18 protein-coding genes are annotated in these 19,023 nt (G+C 71.9%); 14 read left to right on the forward strand and 4 right to left on the reverse strand.

The genetic code is table 11. From position 1 onward, the window contains the following. Positions 1-84 precede the first annotated feature (84 nt). The 5 genes from ASF20_RS00460 to ASF20_RS00480 all read left to right on the forward strand — a co-directional run bounded on the left by ASF20_RS00460 (position 85) and on the right by ASF20_RS00480 (position 5,210). On the forward strand, positions 85-1,311 hold the full coding sequence (locus tag ASF20_RS00460) for an MFS transporter (RefSeq protein WP_082501104.1): 1,227 nt from the start codon (positions 85-87) through the stop codon (positions 1,309-1,311). A gap of 60 nt (positions 1,312-1,371) precedes the next feature. Continuing rightward, the gene (locus ASF20_RS00465; protein WP_056217196.1) at positions 1,372-2,514 is read left to right on the forward strand and encodes an MlaE family lipid ABC transporter permease subunit; all 1,143 of its coding nucleotides are present in this window, start codon (positions 1,372-1,374) and stop codon (positions 2,512-2,514) included. A 125-nt stretch (positions 2,515-2,639) separates the two neighbouring features. Continuing rightward, positions 2,640-3,362, forward strand: coding sequence for an ABC transporter ATP-binding protein (locus ASF20_RS00470; RefSeq protein ID WP_347379762.1), 723 nt, complete (start codon positions 2,640-2,642; stop codon positions 3,360-3,362). A 68-nt stretch (positions 3,363-3,430) separates the two neighbouring features. Beyond that, a complete protein-coding gene (locus ASF20_RS00475) occupies positions 3,431-4,513 on the forward strand; it encodes an MlaD family protein (RefSeq protein ID WP_056217193.1) in 1,083 nt (360 codons plus the stop codon). Positions 4,514-4,622: 109 nt separating this feature from the next. Further along, positions 4,623-5,210 (forward strand): ABC-type transport auxiliary lipoprotein family protein, encoded by a 588-nt coding sequence (locus tag ASF20_RS00480; protein ID WP_244476276.1) that lies wholly within the window; start codon positions 4,623-4,625, stop codon positions 5,208-5,210. Between the two features lie 28 nt (positions 5,211-5,238). On the opposite strand, the gene ASF20_RS00485 is transcribed toward ASF20_RS00480, so the two are convergent. The 3 genes from ASF20_RS00485 to thiE form a co-directional block, all read right to left on the reverse strand. Further along, positions 5,239-5,868, reverse strand: coding sequence for an XRE family transcriptional regulator (locus tag ASF20_RS00485; protein ID WP_056217184.1), 630 nt, complete (start codon positions 5,866-5,868; stop codon positions 5,239-5,241). An 86-nt stretch (positions 5,869-5,954) separates the two neighbouring features. After that, positions 5,955-6,761: a bifunctional hydroxymethylpyrimidine kinase/phosphomethylpyrimidine kinase gene (gene thiD, locus ASF20_RS00490; RefSeq protein WP_056217182.1), complete on the reverse strand. Its 807-nt coding sequence runs from the start codon at positions 6,759-6,761 to the stop codon at positions 5,955-5,957. A gap of 29 nt (positions 6,762-6,790) precedes the next feature. Continuing rightward, positions 6,791-7,501, reverse strand: coding sequence for a thiamine phosphate synthase (gene thiE, locus ASF20_RS00495; RefSeq protein WP_056269680.1), 711 nt, complete (start codon positions 7,499-7,501; stop codon positions 6,791-6,793). A 151-nt stretch (positions 7,502-7,652) separates the two neighbouring features. Between thiE and ASF20_RS00500 the strand changes: the two genes are divergently transcribed. The 6 genes from ASF20_RS00500 to ASF20_RS00525 all read left to right on the forward strand — a co-directional run bounded on the left by ASF20_RS00500 (position 7,653) and on the right by ASF20_RS00525 (position 13,883). Next, positions 7,653-8,216, forward strand: coding sequence for a sugar O-acetyltransferase (locus ASF20_RS00500; RefSeq protein ID WP_056269684.1), 564 nt, complete (start codon positions 7,653-7,655; stop codon positions 8,214-8,216). Positions 8,217-8,374: 158 nt separating this feature from the next. Continuing rightward, a complete protein-coding gene (locus tag ASF20_RS00505) occupies positions 8,375-9,373 on the forward strand; it encodes a hypothetical protein (RefSeq protein WP_056269687.1) in 999 nt (332 codons plus the stop codon). A 154-nt stretch (positions 9,374-9,527) separates the two neighbouring features. Then, positions 9,528-10,553: a quinolinate synthase NadA gene (gene nadA, locus ASF20_RS00510; RefSeq protein WP_056269690.1), complete on the forward strand. Its 1,026-nt coding sequence runs from the start codon at positions 9,528-9,530 to the stop codon at positions 10,551-10,553. Further along, positions 10,550-12,094, forward strand: a complete 1,545-nt coding sequence (locus ASF20_RS00515) for an L-aspartate oxidase (protein ID WP_056269693.1) — start codon at positions 10,550-10,552, stop codon at positions 12,092-12,094. Before nadA ends, ASF20_RS00515 begins: the two co-directional genes overlap by 4 nt. Before the next feature lie 68 nt (positions 12,095-12,162). Beyond that, entirely contained in the window at positions 12,163-13,026 is an 864-nt protein-coding gene (nadC, locus tag ASF20_RS00520; protein ID WP_056269696.1) for a carboxylating nicotinate-nucleotide diphosphorylase, read from the forward strand. 191 nt (positions 13,027-13,217) lie between these two features. Continuing rightward, complete coding sequence (locus tag ASF20_RS00525; protein ID WP_056217160.1) at positions 13,218-13,883, forward strand: L,D-transpeptidase; 666 nt, start codon at positions 13,218-13,220, stop codon at positions 13,881-13,883. A gap of 71 nt (positions 13,884-13,954) precedes the next feature. Here the strand turns inward: ASF20_RS00525 and ASF20_RS00530 are convergent, their stop codons facing one another. Next, on the reverse strand, positions 13,955-14,302 hold the full coding sequence (locus tag ASF20_RS00530) for a DUF6460 domain-containing protein (RefSeq protein ID WP_056217156.1): 348 nt from the start codon (positions 14,300-14,302) through the stop codon (positions 13,955-13,957). 344 nt (positions 14,303-14,646) lie between these two features. Between ASF20_RS00530 and ASF20_RS00540 the strand changes: the two genes are divergently transcribed. The 3 genes from ASF20_RS00540 to pdeM are packed head-to-tail and all read left to right on the forward strand — an operon-like array spanning position 14,647 to position 18,894. Further along, on the forward strand, positions 14,647-15,609 hold the full coding sequence (locus ASF20_RS00540; protein ID WP_056269978.1) for an alpha/beta hydrolase: 963 nt from the start codon (positions 14,647-14,649) through the stop codon (positions 15,607-15,609). After that, positions 15,606-18,137, forward strand: coding sequence for a ligase-associated DNA damage response DEXH box helicase (locus tag ASF20_RS00545; RefSeq protein ID WP_056269981.1), 2,532 nt, complete (start codon positions 15,606-15,608; stop codon positions 18,135-18,137). Before ASF20_RS00540 ends, ASF20_RS00545 begins: the two co-directional genes overlap by 4 nt. A gap of 43 nt (positions 18,138-18,180) precedes the next feature. Next, entirely contained in the window at positions 18,181-18,894 is a 714-nt protein-coding gene (gene pdeM / locus ASF20_RS00550) for a ligase-associated DNA damage response endonuclease PdeM (protein ID WP_056217147.1), read from the forward strand. Positions 18,895-19,023: the final 129 nt, after the last annotated feature.

The following is a 19,023-nucleotide window of genomic DNA, read 5'->3' on the forward strand; positions in this document are numbered from 1 at the left end:
ACAGGATCGTTTTAACGCCGGCTTTACGCAGCGTCCGCCTGACGCGACGTTCCCACAGGCCCCCCTCGTCCCAGTCCGGTCGCTGTGTCTGACCCTTCTCCTGCTCCCCCGGAGCCGAACGCCTTTCGGCTGTCGGTGCTCTACGCCGTCGTCTTCGTCGAGATCGGCATCGCCATGCCGTTCATGCCGGTCTGGCTCAACGCCCTCGGGCTCGACGCGGCCGTCATCGGCGCCCTGCTGGCCCTGCCGATCGCGATCCGCATCGTCGCCACCGCCCCCCTGGTCGGGCTGATCGACCGGGGGATCGCCGCGCCGCGGATCCTGCTCGCCGGCAGCCTGGTCCTAGCCGGAACCTACGGGCTGATGCCCACGGGCGCCGCCCTCGGCTGGCCCGTGCTCGCCCTCCTCATCGCGCTGAATGCCGTCGCGGCCGCGCCCCTAGTGCCCAGCATCGACTACCTCACCCTGGGGGCCGTGCGCCGGAGCCGCCGCCTCGACTACGCGCGGATCCGGATGGCCGGTTCCATCGGCTTCCTCCTCGCCAACTTCGCCGGCGGCGCCGCCCTCGGGGCGATGGGCGAGCGCCTCGCCGTGCCCCTCCTCCTCACCGTGCTGGCGCTGATCGCCGCCGGGGTCGTGGCGGCGGCCCGCATCGACGCGCCCCCGGTCCCGCCCCGCCACCCCGAGGCCGGCCGGCCCGCCCTGCCCCGCGTCCTGTGGTTCTCGATCGGGGCGGCGGCCCTGATCCAGTCGAGCCACGCGGCGATCTACGCCTTCGGGAGCATCCACTGGAGCACCCACGGCATCGCCCCTGCGTGGATCGGCACCCTCTGGGCCATCGGCGTCGCCTCCGAGATCCTGCTCTTCGCCGTGGTCGGCCGCCTGCCCGCGCGCTGGCGCAACCCCTTCGTCCTGCTCGGCCTCGGCGGCGGTGCCGCCCTCCTGCGGGCGTTCGGCATGGCCGCGTTCGGGGATCGCCTCGGGGCGGTGATCGTCCTCCAGGTCCTGCACGGCCTCACCTTCGGGGCGACGCAGCTCGGCGCCATGGCGGCGGTGTCGCGCTTCGCCCCGGACGGCGCCCGCGGTCGGGCCCAGGGCACGGTCAGCTCCGCGGGCGCCCTCGCCTCGGCCAGCGCCACCCTGATGACCGGCGCCGCCTATCAGGCCGGGGGCGGGCCTATCGCCTTCGTGTTGATGGCGCCCCTGGCCGGCCTCGGCTTGTGCCTCGCGGCACGCGCCGCGCAGGCCGCCCGCGCGTTCAGCCTTCACAGCACCACGATTGTGGGTCAGGGGGCAGGACAACCCGATTAACCTTGACCGTCCGGTAACCCGGATCGGTGTACCGTGACCGCGGCATGGAGTGCGGCGTCATTGGCTAGAGCCGAGATCAGGACCCTTCCGGAAGCTGCCGACGCCGCGATCCTCGCGGGCGGTCGCGTCGGCCTGTCCGGACGCTGGACCGCCGACCAGGGCGCGGCCGTGGAGGTCGCCGCCGCGCGCATCGCCGGCAGCGCCGCCGGCACGGCCCTCCTCGTCGATCTCAGCGGGGTCGCCCGCCTGGACACCCTCGGCGCCTGGGTGCTGGAGCGGACCCGCGCGGAGATCGAGGCCGCCGGCGGGCGCCTGGCCTATGCGGGCGCGACGCCCGAGCACCGCATCCTTCTGAGCGAGGTGAAGCTGCGCCCCGCCGAACCGCCGCCGCCCCGGCGCGGCCGCCTCTTCGGCTTCCTCGACGATCTCGGGCGGCGCGTGGTCGGCGCGAAGTCGGATTTCGTCACGGGGCTCGCCTTCTTCGGCGAGGTCGTCACCGCCTGCATCCGGGTCGCGGCCCGCCCCGGCACCTTCCGGGGAACCGCCCTCGTCAACCAGATCGAGCAGGTCGCCTTCCGGGGCGTGCCGATCATCGTGCTGATCTCGTTCCTCGTGGGCGGCATCGTCGCCCAGCAGGGCATCTTCCAGCTCCAGCGCTTCGGCGCCCAGAGCTTCGTCGTGAACCTGATCGGGCTCCTGATCCTGCGCGAACTCGGCGTGCTGCTCACCTCGATCATGGTGGCGGGGCGCTCCGGCTCGGCCTTCACGGCCGAGATCGGCTCGATGCGGATGCGCGAGGAGGTCGACGCCCTGCGGGTCATGGGACTCGATCCCATCGAGATCCTGATCGTCCCGCGGATCCTCGCCCTGGTGATCGGCCTGCCGATCCTGACCTTCCTCGCCTCCCTGGCGGCCCTGGCCGGCGGCGGCCTCACCGCCTCGCTCTACGGCGGCATGACCGTCGACGCCTTCCTGGCGCGCCTGCAGGCCGCGGTCTCGCTGCACCACGTGGCGGTGGGGCTGATCAAGGCGCCGTTCATGGCGCTCATCATCGGCATCATCGCGACCATCGAAGGCTTCGCCGTGGAGGGCTCGGCCGAGTCCCTGGGCCGCCACGTCACGGCCTCAGTCGTCAAGTCTATCTTCATGGTGATCGTCCTCGACGGATTGTTCGCCGTCTTCTTCGCTGCGATCGATTTCTGAGGCTCGGCCCGAACGTGTCCGCCCCGCACCCGCAGACGAGCCTCAGCCATCCGGCGCCCGCGGTCGCGCCGGAGCCGATCATCCGCGTGCGCGATCTCGTGGTCGGCTTCGGCAGCAAGATCGTGATGAAGGGGCTGAACCTCGACATCCGGCGCGGCGAGATCCTGGGCTTCGTCGGCCCCTCCGGCCAGGGCAAGTCGGTCCTGACCCGGACGATCCTCGGCCTCGTGCCGAAGCGGGCCGGCACCATCGAGGTGTTCGGCGAGGACGTGGACGGCCTCACCGTGACCCGGCGGCGCCAGATCGAGCAGCGCTGGGGCGTGCTCTTCCAGCAGGGCGCGCTGTTCTCGGCGCTCACCGTCAAGCAGAACATCCAGATGCCGATGCGCGAGCATCTGAACCTGTCCGACCGCCTCCTCGACGAGTTCGCCCGCCTGAAGATCGAGATGGTCGGGCTGAAACCGGATGCCGCCGACAAGCTGCCCTCCGAACTCTCCGGCGGCATGATCAAGCGCGCGGCCCTCGCCCGCTCCCTCGCCCTCGACCCCGAGATCCTGTTCCTCGACGAGCCGACCTCGGGCCTCGACCCGATCGGCGCCGGGGAGTTCGACGAGCTCGTGGCGACCCTGAAGCAGACGCTGGGCCTCACCGTCTTCATGGTCACCCACGACCTCGACAGCCTCTACACCGCCTGCGACCGCATCGCGGCCCTGGGCGATGGCCAGATCATCGCGCAGGGCACGATCGCGGAGATGCTCGCGAGCGACCATCCCTGGCTGCGCGCCTACTTCCACGGCAAGCGCGGGCGCGCGGTCGTCTCGCCCGGCACGTCTCATGCGCCGGCCTGACGCCCGCCGCCCATGGCGTGCCGCCGCGCACCGCCCGCGCCCCACCCCGTCAAGGTATTGCTGATCCGATGGAGACTCGTGCGAATTACGCGCTGATCGGCGCCTTCACCCTCGCGGTCCTGGTGGCGGCCTTCGGCTTCGTGTTCTGGCTGCAGGGCGGGTCCCGGAGCCAGGTCCGGCAGGCCGTGCGCATCGTGTTCTCCGGCAGCGTCGGCGGGCTCGCCAAGGGCTCGACCGTGGCCTTCAACGGCATCAAGGTCGGCGAGGTCATGGACGTGCGCCTGCTGCCGCAGGACCCGCGCCGCGTCGTCGCCATCGTGGAGGTCGAGCGCACCACGCCCCTGCGCGCCGACACCCGCGCCCGCCTCGATTCGGCGATGCTCACCGGCGTCTCGACGATCTCCCTGTCGGGCGGCAACGCCGACGCCCCGGCCCTGACGCCGGGCTCGGGCGACCAGATGCCGACGATCTTCGCCGACAGCTCCGACATCCAGGACATGATGGCGGCGGCCAAGCAGATCGCCCAGCGCGCCGACGACGTGCTCCAGCGCCTCGACAAGGTGGTGGCCGGCAACGAGGGCGCGATCACCCGGACCCTGGCCAACGTGGAAACCTTCTCGAAGACCCTCGCGGAGGCCGGGCCGGCGGTGAGCGGCCTCGTGAAGGCGATCGACGGCCAGAAGCTGAATCGCGTGATCGACAATGCCGAGCGGTTTTCGAGCGCCCTCGCCGCCGGGAGCCCGGACATCGAGGGCGCCCTCAAGGACGCCCGGTCCCTGGCGGCCAAGCTCAACGCCTCCGCCGACCGCGTCGATGCCGTCCTGAAGGGGGCCGAGGGCTTCCTCGGCTCGGCCTCCGGCTCGGCCGGCACCAGCACCTTCACCGAGGTGCGCGAGGCGGCGATCTCCGTCCGCGACGCCGGGCGGGCCTTCCGGACCCTCTCCGAGAACCTCGACAAGCGGACCTCGAACATCGCCACCAGCTTCAACCGCCTGAGCGGCACCGGACGGCGCGAGGTGGAGGCGCTCTCGACCGACGGCCAGCGCACGCTCAACACCCTGAACCGCACGGTGAAGAGCCTCGAGCGGGATCCGTCGCAGGTCATCTTCGGCGGCAAGCCATCGTTGCCGGAATACAACGGTGGTCGTTGAAGCAACCGCTCCCCGGCCATGCGTGCTGCGGCGCACGGCAACATTCCGGACTTGAGTTAGTTTACCGCCACGCTGTGCGTCAGTGCGGCGACGGGTTTCCGGAATGCGTATGACACTTCACCAGACGGCCCCCGCGCTCGTCGCGATGCTTCTCGCCACCGGCCTCGGCGGCTGCGGCGGCGGCGCGGTGCCGCTCACCTTCGATCTCGCCGCGCTGCCCCCCAGCGGGCGGGCCGTCGGCGCGGCTCGGTCGTTCAGCGTGGCCGAGCCCGTGGGCATCCAGCCCTTCGAGGCGGACCGCATCATCGTGCGCGAGCCGGGCGGAGCCCTGTCCTTCCTCGGCGGCGGCCAATGGGCCGACCGCCTGCCGCGCCTGATCCAGACGCGGCTGATCCAGAGCCTGGAGAATTCTGGCCGCCTGAAGTCGGTGAGCCGCCCGGGCGACAAGATCGTGTCCGACTACCAGCTCATCAGCGAGATCCGGGCCTTCGACATCGCCGCCGGTTCCGGCGAGGCGGTGGTCGACATCTCCGCCAAGATCATCGCGGAGGGCACGGGCAAGGTGATCGCGGCGCGGATCTTCACCGCCCGCGTGCCGGTGCAGAAGGTCGATGCCGGCACCGCCGCCGTGGGCCTCGATGCCGCGCTGGCGCGGGTGCTGGGCGAGATGGTGGCCTGGGTGAATTCCGGCCGCTGAGGCTCGCGGGGCCGACGCCCTCCCGGCCTCATTCCATCACGGCCGCCTTCATGATGACGACCATGATGGCCTTGGCCGGCTCCGGCCCGATGCAGCGCACGGTGTGCGGCCGGTCGCAGCGGTAGCGCAGGGTCTCGCCGGCCCGGGCGCGCTGGACGGTGCCCGCGACCTCGACCTCGAGCAGCCCCGACGTCACCGTCAGCGATTCCACCGAGCCGCGCTGGTGCGGGTCGGAATCGAGCACGCCGCCCGGATCGGCGGTGAGGTCGTACCATTGCAGCCACTCGACGGTCTTGATCCAGCCGATGATGGCGAGGCGGACCCTGCCGTCGTCCGAGACCAGGATCGGCGTATCGGCGCGGGAGGTCTTCTCGATGAAGGGCTCCTCGTCGCTCGTCGCGAGCACCCGCTCGATCGAGACGTCGAGGGCCTGGCTCAGGCGCCAGATGGTGGCCAGGGTCGGGTTGGTCTCGTTGCGCTCGATCTGGCTGATGATCGACTTGGCCACCCCGGACTGCTCGGCCAGCTCCGACAGCGACAGGTTGTAGGCCTTGCGCAGGCGCTGGATCGTCTTGCCGAGCTGCCCGGAGAGCACCTGCGCCCCGGTAAGTATGTCCCGCTGCCGCCCGCGCTCGGGCGTCGTCACCTGGTCGTCCATCTGTTCCGAGATCCGCGCGTCCGTTCCGTTAACCGGACGCTTGTGCGGTACTTCAAACGCAAACGGCGGGGCGACGCAAGGCGCGGTCAGACCCAGAGGGCATGGAAATGGTGCACCGGGCCGTGGCCGTGCCCGACGGGAACACCGTCCGCCCCCGCGATGGCGGCGGAGACGTAGCGCTTGGCCTGCGCGACCGCCTCGACCATCGGCAGGCCCCGGGCGAGGCCCGCCGCCACGGCCGACGACAGGGTGCAGCCGGTTCCGTGGGTGTTGCGGGTGCGGATGCGCGGGGCGGCGAAGCGCCGGAGCGTGCCGTCGCCGCGCATCAGGTGGTCGACGCTCTCGTCGCCCTCGCCGTGGCCGCCCTTCACCAGGACGGCCCTGGCCCCGATGGCGAGGAGGCGGCGCCCCTGGGCCACGGCGGCGTTCTCGGTCTCGGCGGTGGGTTCGCCGATCAGGGTCGCGGTCTCCGGCAGATTGGGGGTGACGAGGTCGGCCAGCGGCAGGAGGTGGCGGCGCAGGGCCTCCACCGCGGCCTCCGAGATCAGCCGGTCGCCCGAGGTCGCCACCATCACGGGATCGAGCACGATCGGGATCCGGCCCGCGTGGCGGGCGAGGCCGGCCGCCACCGCCTCGATTGTGGCCACCTGCGACAGCATCCCGATCTTCACCGCCCCGACGGCGAGGTCGGAGAACACGCTGTCGATCTGCGCCGTCACGAAATCGGCCGGCACGTCGTGGATGGCCTGGACGCCGCGGGTGTTCTGCGCGGTCAGGGCGGTGACGACGCTCGCCCCGTAGACCCGCAGGGCCGCGAAGGTCTTCAGGTCGGCCTGGATGCCGGCCCCGCCGCTCGAATCGGATCCCGCGATGGTGACGGCGATGAAGGTCATGGCTTGGAGATCCTGGCGTTTTCCGCAGCTTAGGCCGCGACGCCCCGCGCGGCGAGGGCCGAATCGACCCGGAAGCGCAGGTCGCGGGCGCGCCCGGCCACCGACTCGCCGGAAAAGAGCGAGGAGATCACCGCGATCCCGTCGGCCCCGGCCTCGATGACGGCCGCCGCGTTGCTGGAATCGATGCCGGCGATCGCCCCGAGGGGGAAGGCGGCGCCGCGGGCGAGGCGCCCCCGGAAGACGATGCGGGCGAGGCCGTCGAGCCCCACCGGCGGGTCGGGATTGTCCTTGCTCGTCGTCGCGAACACCCCGCCGATGCAGGCGTAGTCCACCGGCAGGCGGTAGAGCTCGTCGGCCTGGGTGCCGGTCTTCAGGGTGAGGCCGATGATCGCCTCGCGGCCGAGCAGGCGGCGGGCCTCGGCCGGGTGCAGGTCGCTCTGCCCGAGATGCACGCCCTCCACGCCGGCGGCGAGGGCGAGGTCGACCCGGTCGTTGATCAGGAGCGGCACCCCCGTGCCCGCCAGCGCCGCGTGGATCGCCCGGATGCGGGCCAGGGCCGCCCGGGCATCCGCGATCGCCTTCTCCCGGTACTGCAGGAGCGTGCACCCGCCCTGCACGGCCTCCGCCGCCATCGCGGCGAGGCGCGCGCCGTCGGCGCCGGAGACGCCGGTATCGAGGAGGCCGTAGAGCCGCAGGTCGACCGGCCGGCCCCGTCCGATGGCTTCGTCCCGTCCGATCACGCTGCGTTTCCCCGGTTCCGTCGCTGGTGTGCCGCACTGTAGGGCTGCGCCGCCGCGATCGGAAGCTCCGGCACGGGCGGAGCTTTCCGGCGCGGTGTCGCGTTGCCACCCCCGAACCCGATCGTCAGCCAGACAGGGACACGCTCCGCGCATGGACCGCACGCAGAAGCAGAAGATGCTCGCCGGCGAGATCTACGATCCCGACGACCCGGAGCTTCACGCCGACAGCCATGCCTGCAAGGTCTGGATGCAGCGCTACAACGCGGCCCTGGCGGAGACCCCCGCGATCCGCCGCGACCTCCTGCGCGAACGCCTCGCCGCGGTGGGCGACGGCGCGGTGATCCGGCCGCCGTTCCACTGCGATTACGGGCTGCACATCAGCCTGGGCGCCCACGTCTTCCTGAACTTCGGCTGCGTCATCCTCGATTGCGCCCCGGTCAGCATCGGCGACCGCACCCAGATCGGGCCCGGCGTCCAGATCCTCACGCCGGACCATCCGCGCGAGCCCGGCCCGCGGGAGGCCGGCCTCGAATTCGCCCGCCCGATCCGGATCGGCCGCAACGTCTGGATCGGCGGCGGCGCGATCCTGCTCCCCGGCATCACCGTGGGCGACCACGCCATCATCGGCGCCGGCAGCGTCGTCACCCGCGACGTTCCCGAGGGCGCCACGGTGGTGGGCAACCCCGCCCGCGCCCTACCCCGCAGCCAGCCCTGAGGCGTCCGCCCCGATCCCGACTCGGGGCGCATGCACCGATACCCCCCTTGGGACGAATGCGCCGCGGCGGTTTTTCCACATTCATCACGCCGCCGCGATGTGCCATGAGCAGGGGTAGGCAAGGCGGACCAGACGGATAGCGGCGGGGATCGGGGCGCGTGACCACGGCGGAGGAGACCCAGCGGGATTCGGAGGGGGCGCTCTCCAATCCCTCCGCCGTCGGGCTCGTGGCCGTCATCGTCGCCGCCACCGACGGCGAGCCGCGCGCCCTCACGGTCCAGGTCGGAGGCCAGGCCACGGGCCGCTCGGACGGCCTCCCGGCGGGGCCACTGGTGCCCGAGCACCCGACGCTGGAGCGCGGCCTGCGCGCATGGGTCGAGCGCCAGACCCACCAGCGCCTCGGCTACGTCGAGCAGCTCTACACCTTCGGCGACCGCGACAGGCAGGGCGACGATGCCGGCGGCTTGCACTCCCTGTCGGTGGCCTATCTCGCCCTGGTGCGCGAGGTACGTCCCGGCGGACTGGCGGAGGCCTCCTGGCGCAACTGGTACCGCTACCTGCCCTGGGAGGATTGGCGGGAGGGCCGGCCCGAATCCCTCGGCGAGATCGAGACCCAGCTCCTGGCCTGGGCCGAGCAGGCCCCCGACCCGAAGCTGCGCCGCCGGCGGGAGGACCGCCTCGGCCTGACCTTCGGCCTCTGCGGCGGCGCCTGGAACGAGGAGCGGGTGCTGGAGCGCTACGAACTGCTGTTCGAGGCCGGGTTGATCCCGGAGGCGCAGGGCCAGTCCGGCGAGGCCCGCGAAGACGACCTCGCGATCACCGGCCAGCCCATGGCCCTCGACCATCGCCGGGTGCTCGCCACCGCGATCGGCCGCCTGCGGGGCAAGATCAAGTACCGCCCGGTGGTGTTCGAGCTGATGCCCCCGACCTTCACGCTCTTCCAGCTGCAGCGCACGGTGGAGGCCCTGTCCGGCACCAACCTGCACAAGCAGAACTTCCGCCGCCTCGTGGCGCAGCAGGGTCTGGTGGAGGAAACCGACGACGTCACCAGCGGCGCGACCGGCCGCCCGGCCCGCCTGGTGCGCTTCCGCCGCGAGGTTCTGCTGGAGCGCCCGGCCCCGGGCTTCCGCCTGCGCCCGGTCCGCCGCCCCGCCTGACTCCCCTGCCGGACCCGAATGACATTCGCGGTGCAGCGTCATTTTCGCATCGCAAAAACGTTATGCTCAAACCCTGTATATCTGGACAACGCGATCGGGGCCGCCTACGTTAGTCGGCACAATGCTCAGTTTGAGCATAAGTGAGGACGCGTCAATGGCGGCGACCAGTCTCCCGATCGGCCCGGCTTCCCGAGGCCTTCCCGCGGGCTTTCCCCTGCCGGACATCTACGCCCGCGTGAGCCGTCACGTGCCGGCGATCGAGTGGCCCGCCCTGGCCGAGGACGTCGCCGCGATCCTCGAACTGAAGAAGACCCGCAACGCCGTCATCCTGGCCCACAACTACCAGGCGCCGGAGATCTTCCACACGGTGGCGGACATCGTCGGCGACAGCCTGGCGCTGGCCCGCGAGGCTGTGACCGTGGATGCCGACGTCATCGTGCTCGCCGGCGTCCACTTCATGGCGGAGACGGCCAAGCTCCTGAACCCGGGCAAGACGGTGCTGATCCCCGATAGCCGGGCCGGCTGCTCCCTGGCCGACTCGATCACGGCGGCGGACGTACGCGGCCTGCGGGCGAAGTACCCCGGCGTTCCGATCGTCACCTACGTCAACACCTCGGCGGCGGTGAAGGCCGAATCCGACCTGTGCTGCACCTCCGGCAACGCCGTCGAGGTGGTGCGCTCGCTGAACGCGCCGCGCGTGCTGATGATCCCGGACGAGTTCCTGGCGCAGAACGTCCAGGCGATGGTGCCCGAGGTCGAGATCCTGACCTGGGCCGGCCATTGCGAGGTGCACGAGCAGTTCACCCCCGCCGACATCCGCGAGGTGCGCGAGAGCTATCCGGGCGTCACCGTCATCACGCACCCGGAATGCCCGCCGGAGGTGGTCGCCGAGGCCGACTTCTCGGGCTCGACCGCGATGATGATGAACTTCGTCCTGGAGAAGCGGCCCAAGCAGGTGGTGCTCGTGACCGAGTGCTCCATGGGCGACAACATCGCGGCGGCCAATCCGGACATCGAGTTCATCAAGCCCTGCAACCTGTGCCCGCACATGAAGCGCATGAGCCTGAAGAACATCCGTCACGCCCTGGAGACCATGACGGAGGAGGTCACGGTGGAGCCCGCCCTCGCCGAGCGCGCCCGGATGGCGGTGGAGCGCATGCTCGCGGTGCGGACGCGATGAACGCGCACGCCCCGGTCTCCTTCGCGCTTCCGGGCTCGGACCGGATCATCGTGGTCGGCGCCGGCATCGCCGGCCTCGCCACGGCCCTGCGCCTCGCGCCGCGCCCCGTCACCCTGGTCACCGCCGCGCCCCTCGGGTTCGGCACCGCCACCGGCTGGGCGCAGGGCGGCATCGCCGCCGCCATGGGAAGCGACGACGCGCCGGCCCTGCACGCCGCCGACACGGTGGCGGCGGGGGCCGGGCTGACCGAGGCCGACGTGGCCCTGCGCGTCGCCGAGGCCGGCCCCGGCCTGATCGACTGGCTCGTCGGCCTCGCGGCCCCCTTCGACCGGGACGCCACTGGCGCCCTCGCCCTCGGCCTCGAGGCGGCACATTCCCGCCGCCGCATCGTCCGGGCCGGCGGGGATTCCACCGGCCGGATGGTGCTCGAAACCCTGGTCCGGGTTGTCGCGCGCACGCCCTCCGTCACCATCCTCGTGGCCTCGGCCCGCGACCTGATGCGGGATGCCCGCGGCGCCGTGGCCGGCGTGGTCTGCGAGCGCGACGGCGTGCGCTTCTCCCTGCCGGGCCGCGCCGTCGTTCTGGCCACGGGCGGGGTCGGGGCGCTCTATGCCTCGACCACCAACCCGCGGGGGGCCACCGGGCGCGGCCTCGCCCTGGCGGTCCGGGCCGGCGCCGTGCTGCGCGACATGGAGTTCGTGCAGTTCCACCCCACCGCCATCGCCACCGGCGCCGATCCGATGCCCCTGGCCACCGAAGCCCTGCGCGGCGAGGGGGCGCGGCTGATCGACGAGACCGGCGCGCCCGTCATGGCGGGCATCGCCGGGGGCGATCTCGCCCCGCGGGACGTGGTGGCGCGGGGCATCTTCCAGGCGCAGGCCCGCGGCGCGCGGGTCTTCCTCGATTGTCGCGGCGATCTCGGCGCCCGCATGGCCACGCGGTTTCCCACGGTTGCCGGCCTCTGCGCCGCGGCCGGCATCGATCCGCGAATCCAGGCGATCCCGGTTCGGCCGGCCGCGCACTACCACATGGGCGGCGTGAAGGTGGACGCGACCGGCGCCAGCACCGTGCCGGGCCTGTTCGCCTGCGGCGAGGTCGCCTCGACCGGGCTGCATGGCGCCAACCGGCTCGCCAGCAACTCGCTGCTCGAAGCGATGGCCTTCGCGCCGTCGATCGCCGAGGCCGCCTCCGCGGTCCCGGCCCCGGGCCAGGCCCGCGCCGAGGCCGCGACGCCCCGGAGCGAGGGCGACCCCGACGCCCTGCGCACCGTGATGGAGCGGCAGGTGGGCGTTGTGCGCGCGGCGGACGGTCTCGCCGAGGCCGTGCGCCACCTCGCCCCGGCGGCGCGGGGCGGCTGCGACGTCGCCCTGACCGGCCTCGCCATCGCGGCCTCGGCCCTGTCGCGGCGGGAGAGCCGCGGCGCGCACTGGCGCAGCGATCATCCCGCCCAGGAGGCGCCGGTGCATACCGAGCTGGCGCTGTCCGACCTCTGGGCGATGGCCGAGGCGGTCGCGCCCGGCCGGGCCGTCGTCGCCGCCTGAGCCCCGCGAACCCGGTCCGGTCCCCAGGGGCGGGGCCGGCCCTCGTCCTCCATACCGGAAGCTGGACCATGTCCGATCCCTCAGAGCTGCCTCCCCTGCCCCGCCTGATGGTGGAGCCCATCGTCCGCGCGGCGTTGCTGGAAGACCTCGGACGGGCCGGCGACATCACCACCGACGCCATCGTGCCGGCCAGCGCCCGCCTGGAGGGCGTCATCGCCGCCCGCCAGGACGGGGTGATCTCCGGGGTCGACACCGCGATGATTGCCTTCGGGCTGATCGATCCGAGCGTCGCCGTCACGGTGGAGCGGGGCGACGGCACCCGGGTGAAGCCGGGCGACGTGGTGATCCGCCTGGCCGGCCCGGCTCGGGCCATCCTCACGGCCGAGCGCGTCGCCCTCAACCTGCTGTGCCGCCTATCCGGCGTCGCCACCGCGACCGCCTCCCTCGTCGAGGCGGCCCGGCCCCACGGCAAGGCCCGCATCGTCTGCACGCGCAAGACGACCCCGGGCCTGCGCGCCCTGGAGAAGCACGCGGTGCGCGCCGGGGGCGGCTCGAACCATCGCTACGGCCTCGACGATGCCGTGCTGATCAAGGACAACCACGTCGCCGTCGCCGGCGGCATCGTGCCGGCGATCACGCGCGCCCGGGCCTATGCCGGCCACCTCGTGAAGATCGAGGTGGAGGTCGACACCCTGGAGCAGCTCGCGCAGGCGCTCTCGGTGAAGGCCGACGCGGTGCTCCTCGACAACATGTCCCCGCAGCAGCTCACGGAGGCGGTGGCGATGATCGACGGGCGGGCCATCGCGGAGGCCTCGGGCCGGATCAACCGCGACACCGTGGGCGCGGTGGCGGCTTCCGGCGTCGACCTGATCTCGTGCGGCTGGATCACCCACAGCGCGCCGATCATCGACCTCGGCCTCGACGCCGTCTGAGGGACGCCCGCACGGCCAAGGTGCCACGGTGTTGCCATGAAATCACGACGCGGCGGCAAGCGTCGTTGCAGTGCGAATTCGGCTTGGCTTTGAAGCGTGAGCGTTTACGTCTTGGGCACACTTCGCACCGTAACGTGCGTCAAGTTTTCCAAGTCGTTTCCACAGACTACGTTCGCCTTTGAGAGGCTCCGATGCGCCGTTTCGCCCCCGCCCTGACCGGGCTCGTCTGCGCGCTGGGCGCGTGGGCGTCGCCCGCTGCCGCCTACGAGATCGACCCGCTCACCCGTCAGCCGTTGGATAACGCCCTGGTCATCCGGGTGCGGCCGCAGAACGAGCCCGTCGCGCTCCCCACCGCCAACGCCTCCCTGCCTGTCGCCGACCCGATGGCTCCGTCCTCGGCCGTGCCGCAGATGTCGGCGATCCAGCGCGAGGAAGTCGCCTATGCCGGCGGCTACGCCCCGGGCACCATCGTGGTCTCCACCGGCGAGCGGCGCCTCTACTACGTGCTCGGCGACGGCAAGGCCCTGCGTTACGGCGTCGGCGTCGGCCGCCCGGGCTTCACCTGGGGTGGCGTGCAGACCATCACCATGAAGCGCGAGTGGCCCGATTGGCGTCCCCCGGCCGAGATGCTGCGCCGCCGCCCCGATCTGCCGCGCTTCATGAAGGGCGGCATCGAGAACCCGCTCGGCGCCCGCGCCATGTATCTCGGCAACTCGATCTACCGCATCCACGGCTCGAACGAGCCGGAGACGATCGGCACCGCCGTGTCCTCGGGCTGCATCCGCATGACCAACGACGACGTGGCCGACCTCTACACCCGCGCCAAGGTCGGCGCGAAGGTCATCGTCCAGCGCTGAACGCGCCGTACGCATCCTGACTTTCCCGAGGGGCCGGTGGACACACCGGCCCCTTTCTCGTGGGCGACGCGCTACTTCGACACCGCGAAGAAGCGCGACAGGAGCCAGAGGGGCACCACCACGACCGCGCCGGCCAGGATCCAGCGGCCGAAATCGTGGAAGGTGGCGAGGCCGAGGTCGATCAGGGTCCGCACCGCGTCGTAGGCGTGCCAGAACAGCAGGCCGGGGGTGACGCCGAGGGTCGCCATCACGGCGCCGACCAGCACCGACAGGAACAGGAGCTTCATGAAGACGGCGGCGGGCGAGCCGCCGAGGAAGCGCCGCAGGGCCGAGCGCCGGCCCGGCTCCGGGATCGGTGCGCCGGCATAGGGCTGCCCCCCGTAGGGGGGCGGGCGGCGCGGATCGTGGTCGAGCGTCATCGGGTCCTATCCTTGGCCATGTTCTTCGCCGTGTCCTTGGCCGGGTTCTTGGTGGTGTTCTTGGCGGTGTTCTTGGCGGTGTTCTTGACCGTGCTCTCGGCCGGGTCTTCGGGCCGTGCCCTCGGGCCGGGCGGTACCGCCTCTCAACCCGGCGAACCCGGCGGAACCGTGACGCGGGCGACACAGTTTGCACGAAACACGACACATGCGAGAGCGTTCGGCGTTTTCGCACGGGGGACGGATGGCACCGTCGCGTGCAGGGTCCCATCTTAACGATGCGATCTGCGTCGTCCCCGACCGACCCTCGCCCCGCAGACTGACCCGTCCATGAAACGAACCGCTCCATGATCGACCACGCCCTGTTCGATCCGGCGATGATCGACCCCGAGACTAAGCGCCTGAACGCCGAGATCGTGGCCGCGCATGCCGCGCAGGCGGATCCCTGGTCGATCCCCATCACCGAGGTCCGGGCGCGCCGCCGCCAGGGCACGCAGGCCTCGCCGGCCATGCCGCGCAGCGCCCGGGCCGAAATCCTGACCATCGACGGGCCCGCCGGCCCCCTGCAGCTGCGCGTCATCCGCCCCGATGCGCGGAAATGGTCGAAGCTGCGCGGCGCCTACCTGCACATCCATCGCGGGGGCTGGGTCTGGGGCTCGGCCGACGAGCAGGACCCGTGGCTGGAGCGCATCGCGGACGTCTGCGGCTTCGTCTGCCTGTCGGTGGAGTATCGCCTCGCGCCCGAGCACCCCTACCCGGCGGCCCTCGAGGATTGCGAGGCCGCCGCCCTCTGGCTCGCGGGTCCCGGCCGGGCGGAGTTCGGCATCTCCGCCCTGACCATCGGAGGCGAATCGGCCGGCGCGCAGCTCGCCGTGATGGTGCTCCTGCGGCTGCGCGACAGGCACGGCCTGCCCCGCGCCTTCCGGGGAGCGAACCTCAATGCCGGCTTCTTCGACCTCGGCCTCACCCCGAGCGTGCGCAACTGGGGCGACGAGCGCCTGGTGGTGAACACCCGGGACCTCACCAACTTCGCCAACGACTACGTCCGCGAGGGCATCGACCGGCGCCGGCCCGACGTCTCCCCGGTCTATGCCGACCTGAAGGGCCTGCCGCCGGCCCTGTTCACCGTGGGCACCCACGATCCGCTCCTCGACGACACGCTGTACATGTCGGCCCGCTGGGCGGCCGCCGGCAACGGCGGACACACGGCGATCTATCCGGGCGGCTGCCACATCTTCGTGCGCTATCCCGGGGCGATGACCGAGCGGGCGCTGGAGCTGATCGACCGCTTCCTGATGGCCCTGGCCTGAGCAAGCGCGCGGTCGCATCCCCCCTGCCGGAACGCTTCGCCGCGTGGTTCGCCGCGCGCGGCTGGACGCCCCGGCCCCACCAGCTCGAACTCCTCGACATCGTCGGGGGCGGCCGCTCGGCGCTCCTCGTGGCGCCGACGGGCGCGGGCAAGACGCTGGCGGGCTTCCTGCCGAGCCTCACGGCCCTGGCGGCGCGGCCGGCCTCGGCGAAGCCGCGGGGCCTGCACACGCTCTACGTCTCGCCCCTGAAGGCGCTGGCCGTCGACATCGCCCGCAACCTCGATGCGCCCATCGCCGAGATGGGCCTTCCCGTCCGCGTCGAGACCCGCACCGGCGACACGCTCTCGCACAAGCGCACCCGCCAGATCGCGCGACCGCCCGACATCCTGCTGACCACGCCGGAGCAGCTCGCCCTGCTCATCGCCCATCGCGAGGCGGCGGACCTCTTCGCCAGCCTGTCCTGCGTCGTCCTCGACGAGCTGCACGCCCTCGTCACCTCGAAGCGCGGCGACCTCCTGTCCCTGGCGCTCGCGCGCCTGCACCGCCTCAGCCCCGGGCTCACGGCCATCGGCCTCTCCGCCACCGTGCGCGAGCCGGACGAGCTGCGCCGGTATCTCGTTCCTCAACACCCCCCCTCCTCCACCGAAGCGGAAGAGGGCGGCCCGGCCATGGCCGAGCTCGTGGTGGTGAAGGGCGGCGCCGCCCCCGACCTCCACATGCTGGAGACCGGCCTCACCCTGCCCCTGGCCGGCCATACCGCCTGGCAGGCGATGCCGGCGATCTACGACCTGATCGGGCGGCACCGCACCGTGCTGGTCTTCGTCAACACCCGGCTCCAGGCCGAGTACACCTTCCAGGAACTCTGGCGCATCAACGACGCCAACTATCCCATCGCCCTGCATCACGGCTCGCTCGATGCCACCCAGCGCCGGCGGGTCGAGGCCGCCATGGCGGCGGGCCAGCTGCGGGCGATCGTCTGCACCGCCACCCTCGACCTCGGCATCGACTGGGGCGACGTCGACCTCGTGGTGAATATCGGCGCCCCCAAGGGGGCGAGCCGGATCATGCAGCGCATCGGCCGCGCCAACCACCGCATGGACGAGCCGTCGAAGGCCTATCTCGTGCCGGCCAACCGGTTCGAGATGCTCGAGTGCCAGGCCGCCCTCGACGCCGTGGAGGCCGCCGCCCAGGATACGCCCGACGCCCGCCTCGGCGCCCCCGACGTGCTGGCCCAGCACGTCCTCGGCATGGCCTGTGCCGATGCCTTCGACGCGGTGCAGCTCTACGCCGAGATCGTCTCGGCCGCCCCCTACGCCACCTTGTCCTGGGAGGATTTCGAGGCGGTGGTCGATTACGTCGCCACCGGCGGCTACGCCCTTCGGGCCTACGAGCGCTTCGCCAAGATCCTGCGCGGGCCGGACGGCCTGTGGCGGGTGCGCGATGCCCGCATCGCCCAGCAATACCGGATGAACGTCGGCACCATCGTCGAATCCGCCAAGGTGAAGGTCCGGCTCGCCCGCGGCGTGCGCGGCAAGCCGGGCGCGATCCTGCCCCGCGGTGGCCGGGTGCTGGGCGAGATCGAGGAAGACTTCGCCGACACCCTGACGCCGGGCGACACGTTCCTGTTCGCCGGCGAGGTGCTGCGCTTCGAGGGCCTGTCCGAGGACGAGGCCCTGGCGACCCGCGCGGGGCCGGGCACCGACCCGGCGATCCCGTCCTATGCGGGCGCGAAGTTCCCGATCTCGACCTTCCTGGCGGCGCGGGTGCGTGCCCTGATCGCCGATCCGTTCGAATGGGACCGGCTGCCGCGCCAGGTTTCGGACTACCTCCTGCAGCAGCGGACCCGCTCGGTCCTGCCCGGTCCCACGGGACTGCTGGTGGAGACCTTTCCCCGCGCCGGGCGCTACTACCTGACGGCCTTTCCCTTCGAGGGGCGGCTCGCGCACCAGACCCTCGGCATGCTGCTCACCCGCCGCCTGGAACGGGCGCGGATGCGGCCCCTGGGCTTTGCCGCCAACGATTACGGCATCGCCATCTGGCTCAACCGCGATGTCGGCGAACGCATCGGCCGGGAACCGGACTTCCTCGAGACCCTGTTCGCCGAGGACATGCTGGGCGACGACCTCGAGGCCTGGCTCGACGAATCCGCCATGATGAAGCGCACCTTCCGGCAATGCGCCGTGATCGCCGGGCTGATCGAGCGGCGCTATCCCGGCCAGGCCAAGACCGGCCGGCAGGTCACGATCTCCACCGATCTGGTCTACGACGTGCTGCGCAAGCACCAGCCGGACCACCTCCTGCTCAAGGCGGCGCGGCAGGATGCGGCAACCGGACTCCTCGACGTGAAGCGCCTCGGTATGATGTTGAGGCGCATCCAGGGGCGAATCATCCACAAGGCGCTCGATCGCGTCTCGCCGCTCTCCGTCTCCGTGATGCTCGAGATCGGGCGCGAACGGGTCTACGGCGAGGGCGCCGACGAGATTCTGGCCGAAGCCGAGGCGCAGTTGCTCGAAGAAGCGCTGGCCTGAGCGCGTGGTGAAACGCCCTGCCCCGAACGCAGAGGACGCGGTTTTGGCGCTCGGCCAGAGACTTGAGAAGACCATCAGGGCCCCCGGCCTGACCCTCGCCGGCGAAACCCTCGCCCTCGACCTCTGCGGCGGCCTCTGGCTCGCCCCGCACCGCACCCTGGTGGTGTCCGACCTCCACCTGGAGAAGGGCTCGGCCTATGCGGCCCGCTCCGGGCAGTTCCTGCCGCCCTACGACACCCGCGAGACCCTGGCCTGCCTGCACGAGGTGATCGCGCGGCTCGACCCCGCTTGCGTCGTCGCGCTGGGCGATTCCTTCCACGATTCCCGCGGACCGGAGCGCATGGAGCCGGGCGACCGCGCCATGGTCGCGGCCCTGCAGGAGGGGCGCGACTGGGTCTGGATCGCCGGCAACCACGACCATGCGGTCAGCGAGGGCGTCGGCGGCCGCTACGCCGAGACGCTGAGGGTGGGCGCCCTGACCCTGCGGCACGAACCGACCGTCGATGCCCCGGAGGGCGAAGTCTCCGGCCACCTGCATCCCTGCGGAAAGGTCGCGATGCGCGGGCGGGCCGTGCGCCGACGCTGCTTCGTCACCGACGGGCGCCGGCTGATCATGCCGGCCTTCGGCGCCTATGCGGGGGGGCTCAACGTGCGCAACGCCGCCTTCGAGCCGCTGTTTCCGGCCGGCTTCACGGCGCACCTCCTCGGCGACGGCCGCGTCTTCGCCATCGGCAAGGCGATGCTGAGCAAGGACTGAGCCTCTCTCCGGCCGAGACCTCCGGCGTTTTCAGTGCGCCAGTCCCCTCTCCTTTCGGGAGACGGGGCCCGTTCCCGAGCGAGCCAACCGAAGCGATCGACCGGACACGGTGCGAGGAGCCGAGCGGGA

This window comes from Methylobacterium sp. Leaf88, assembly GCF_001422795.1.
Classification (GTDB): domain Bacteria; phylum Pseudomonadota; class Alphaproteobacteria; order Rhizobiales; family Beijerinckiaceae; genus Methylobacterium.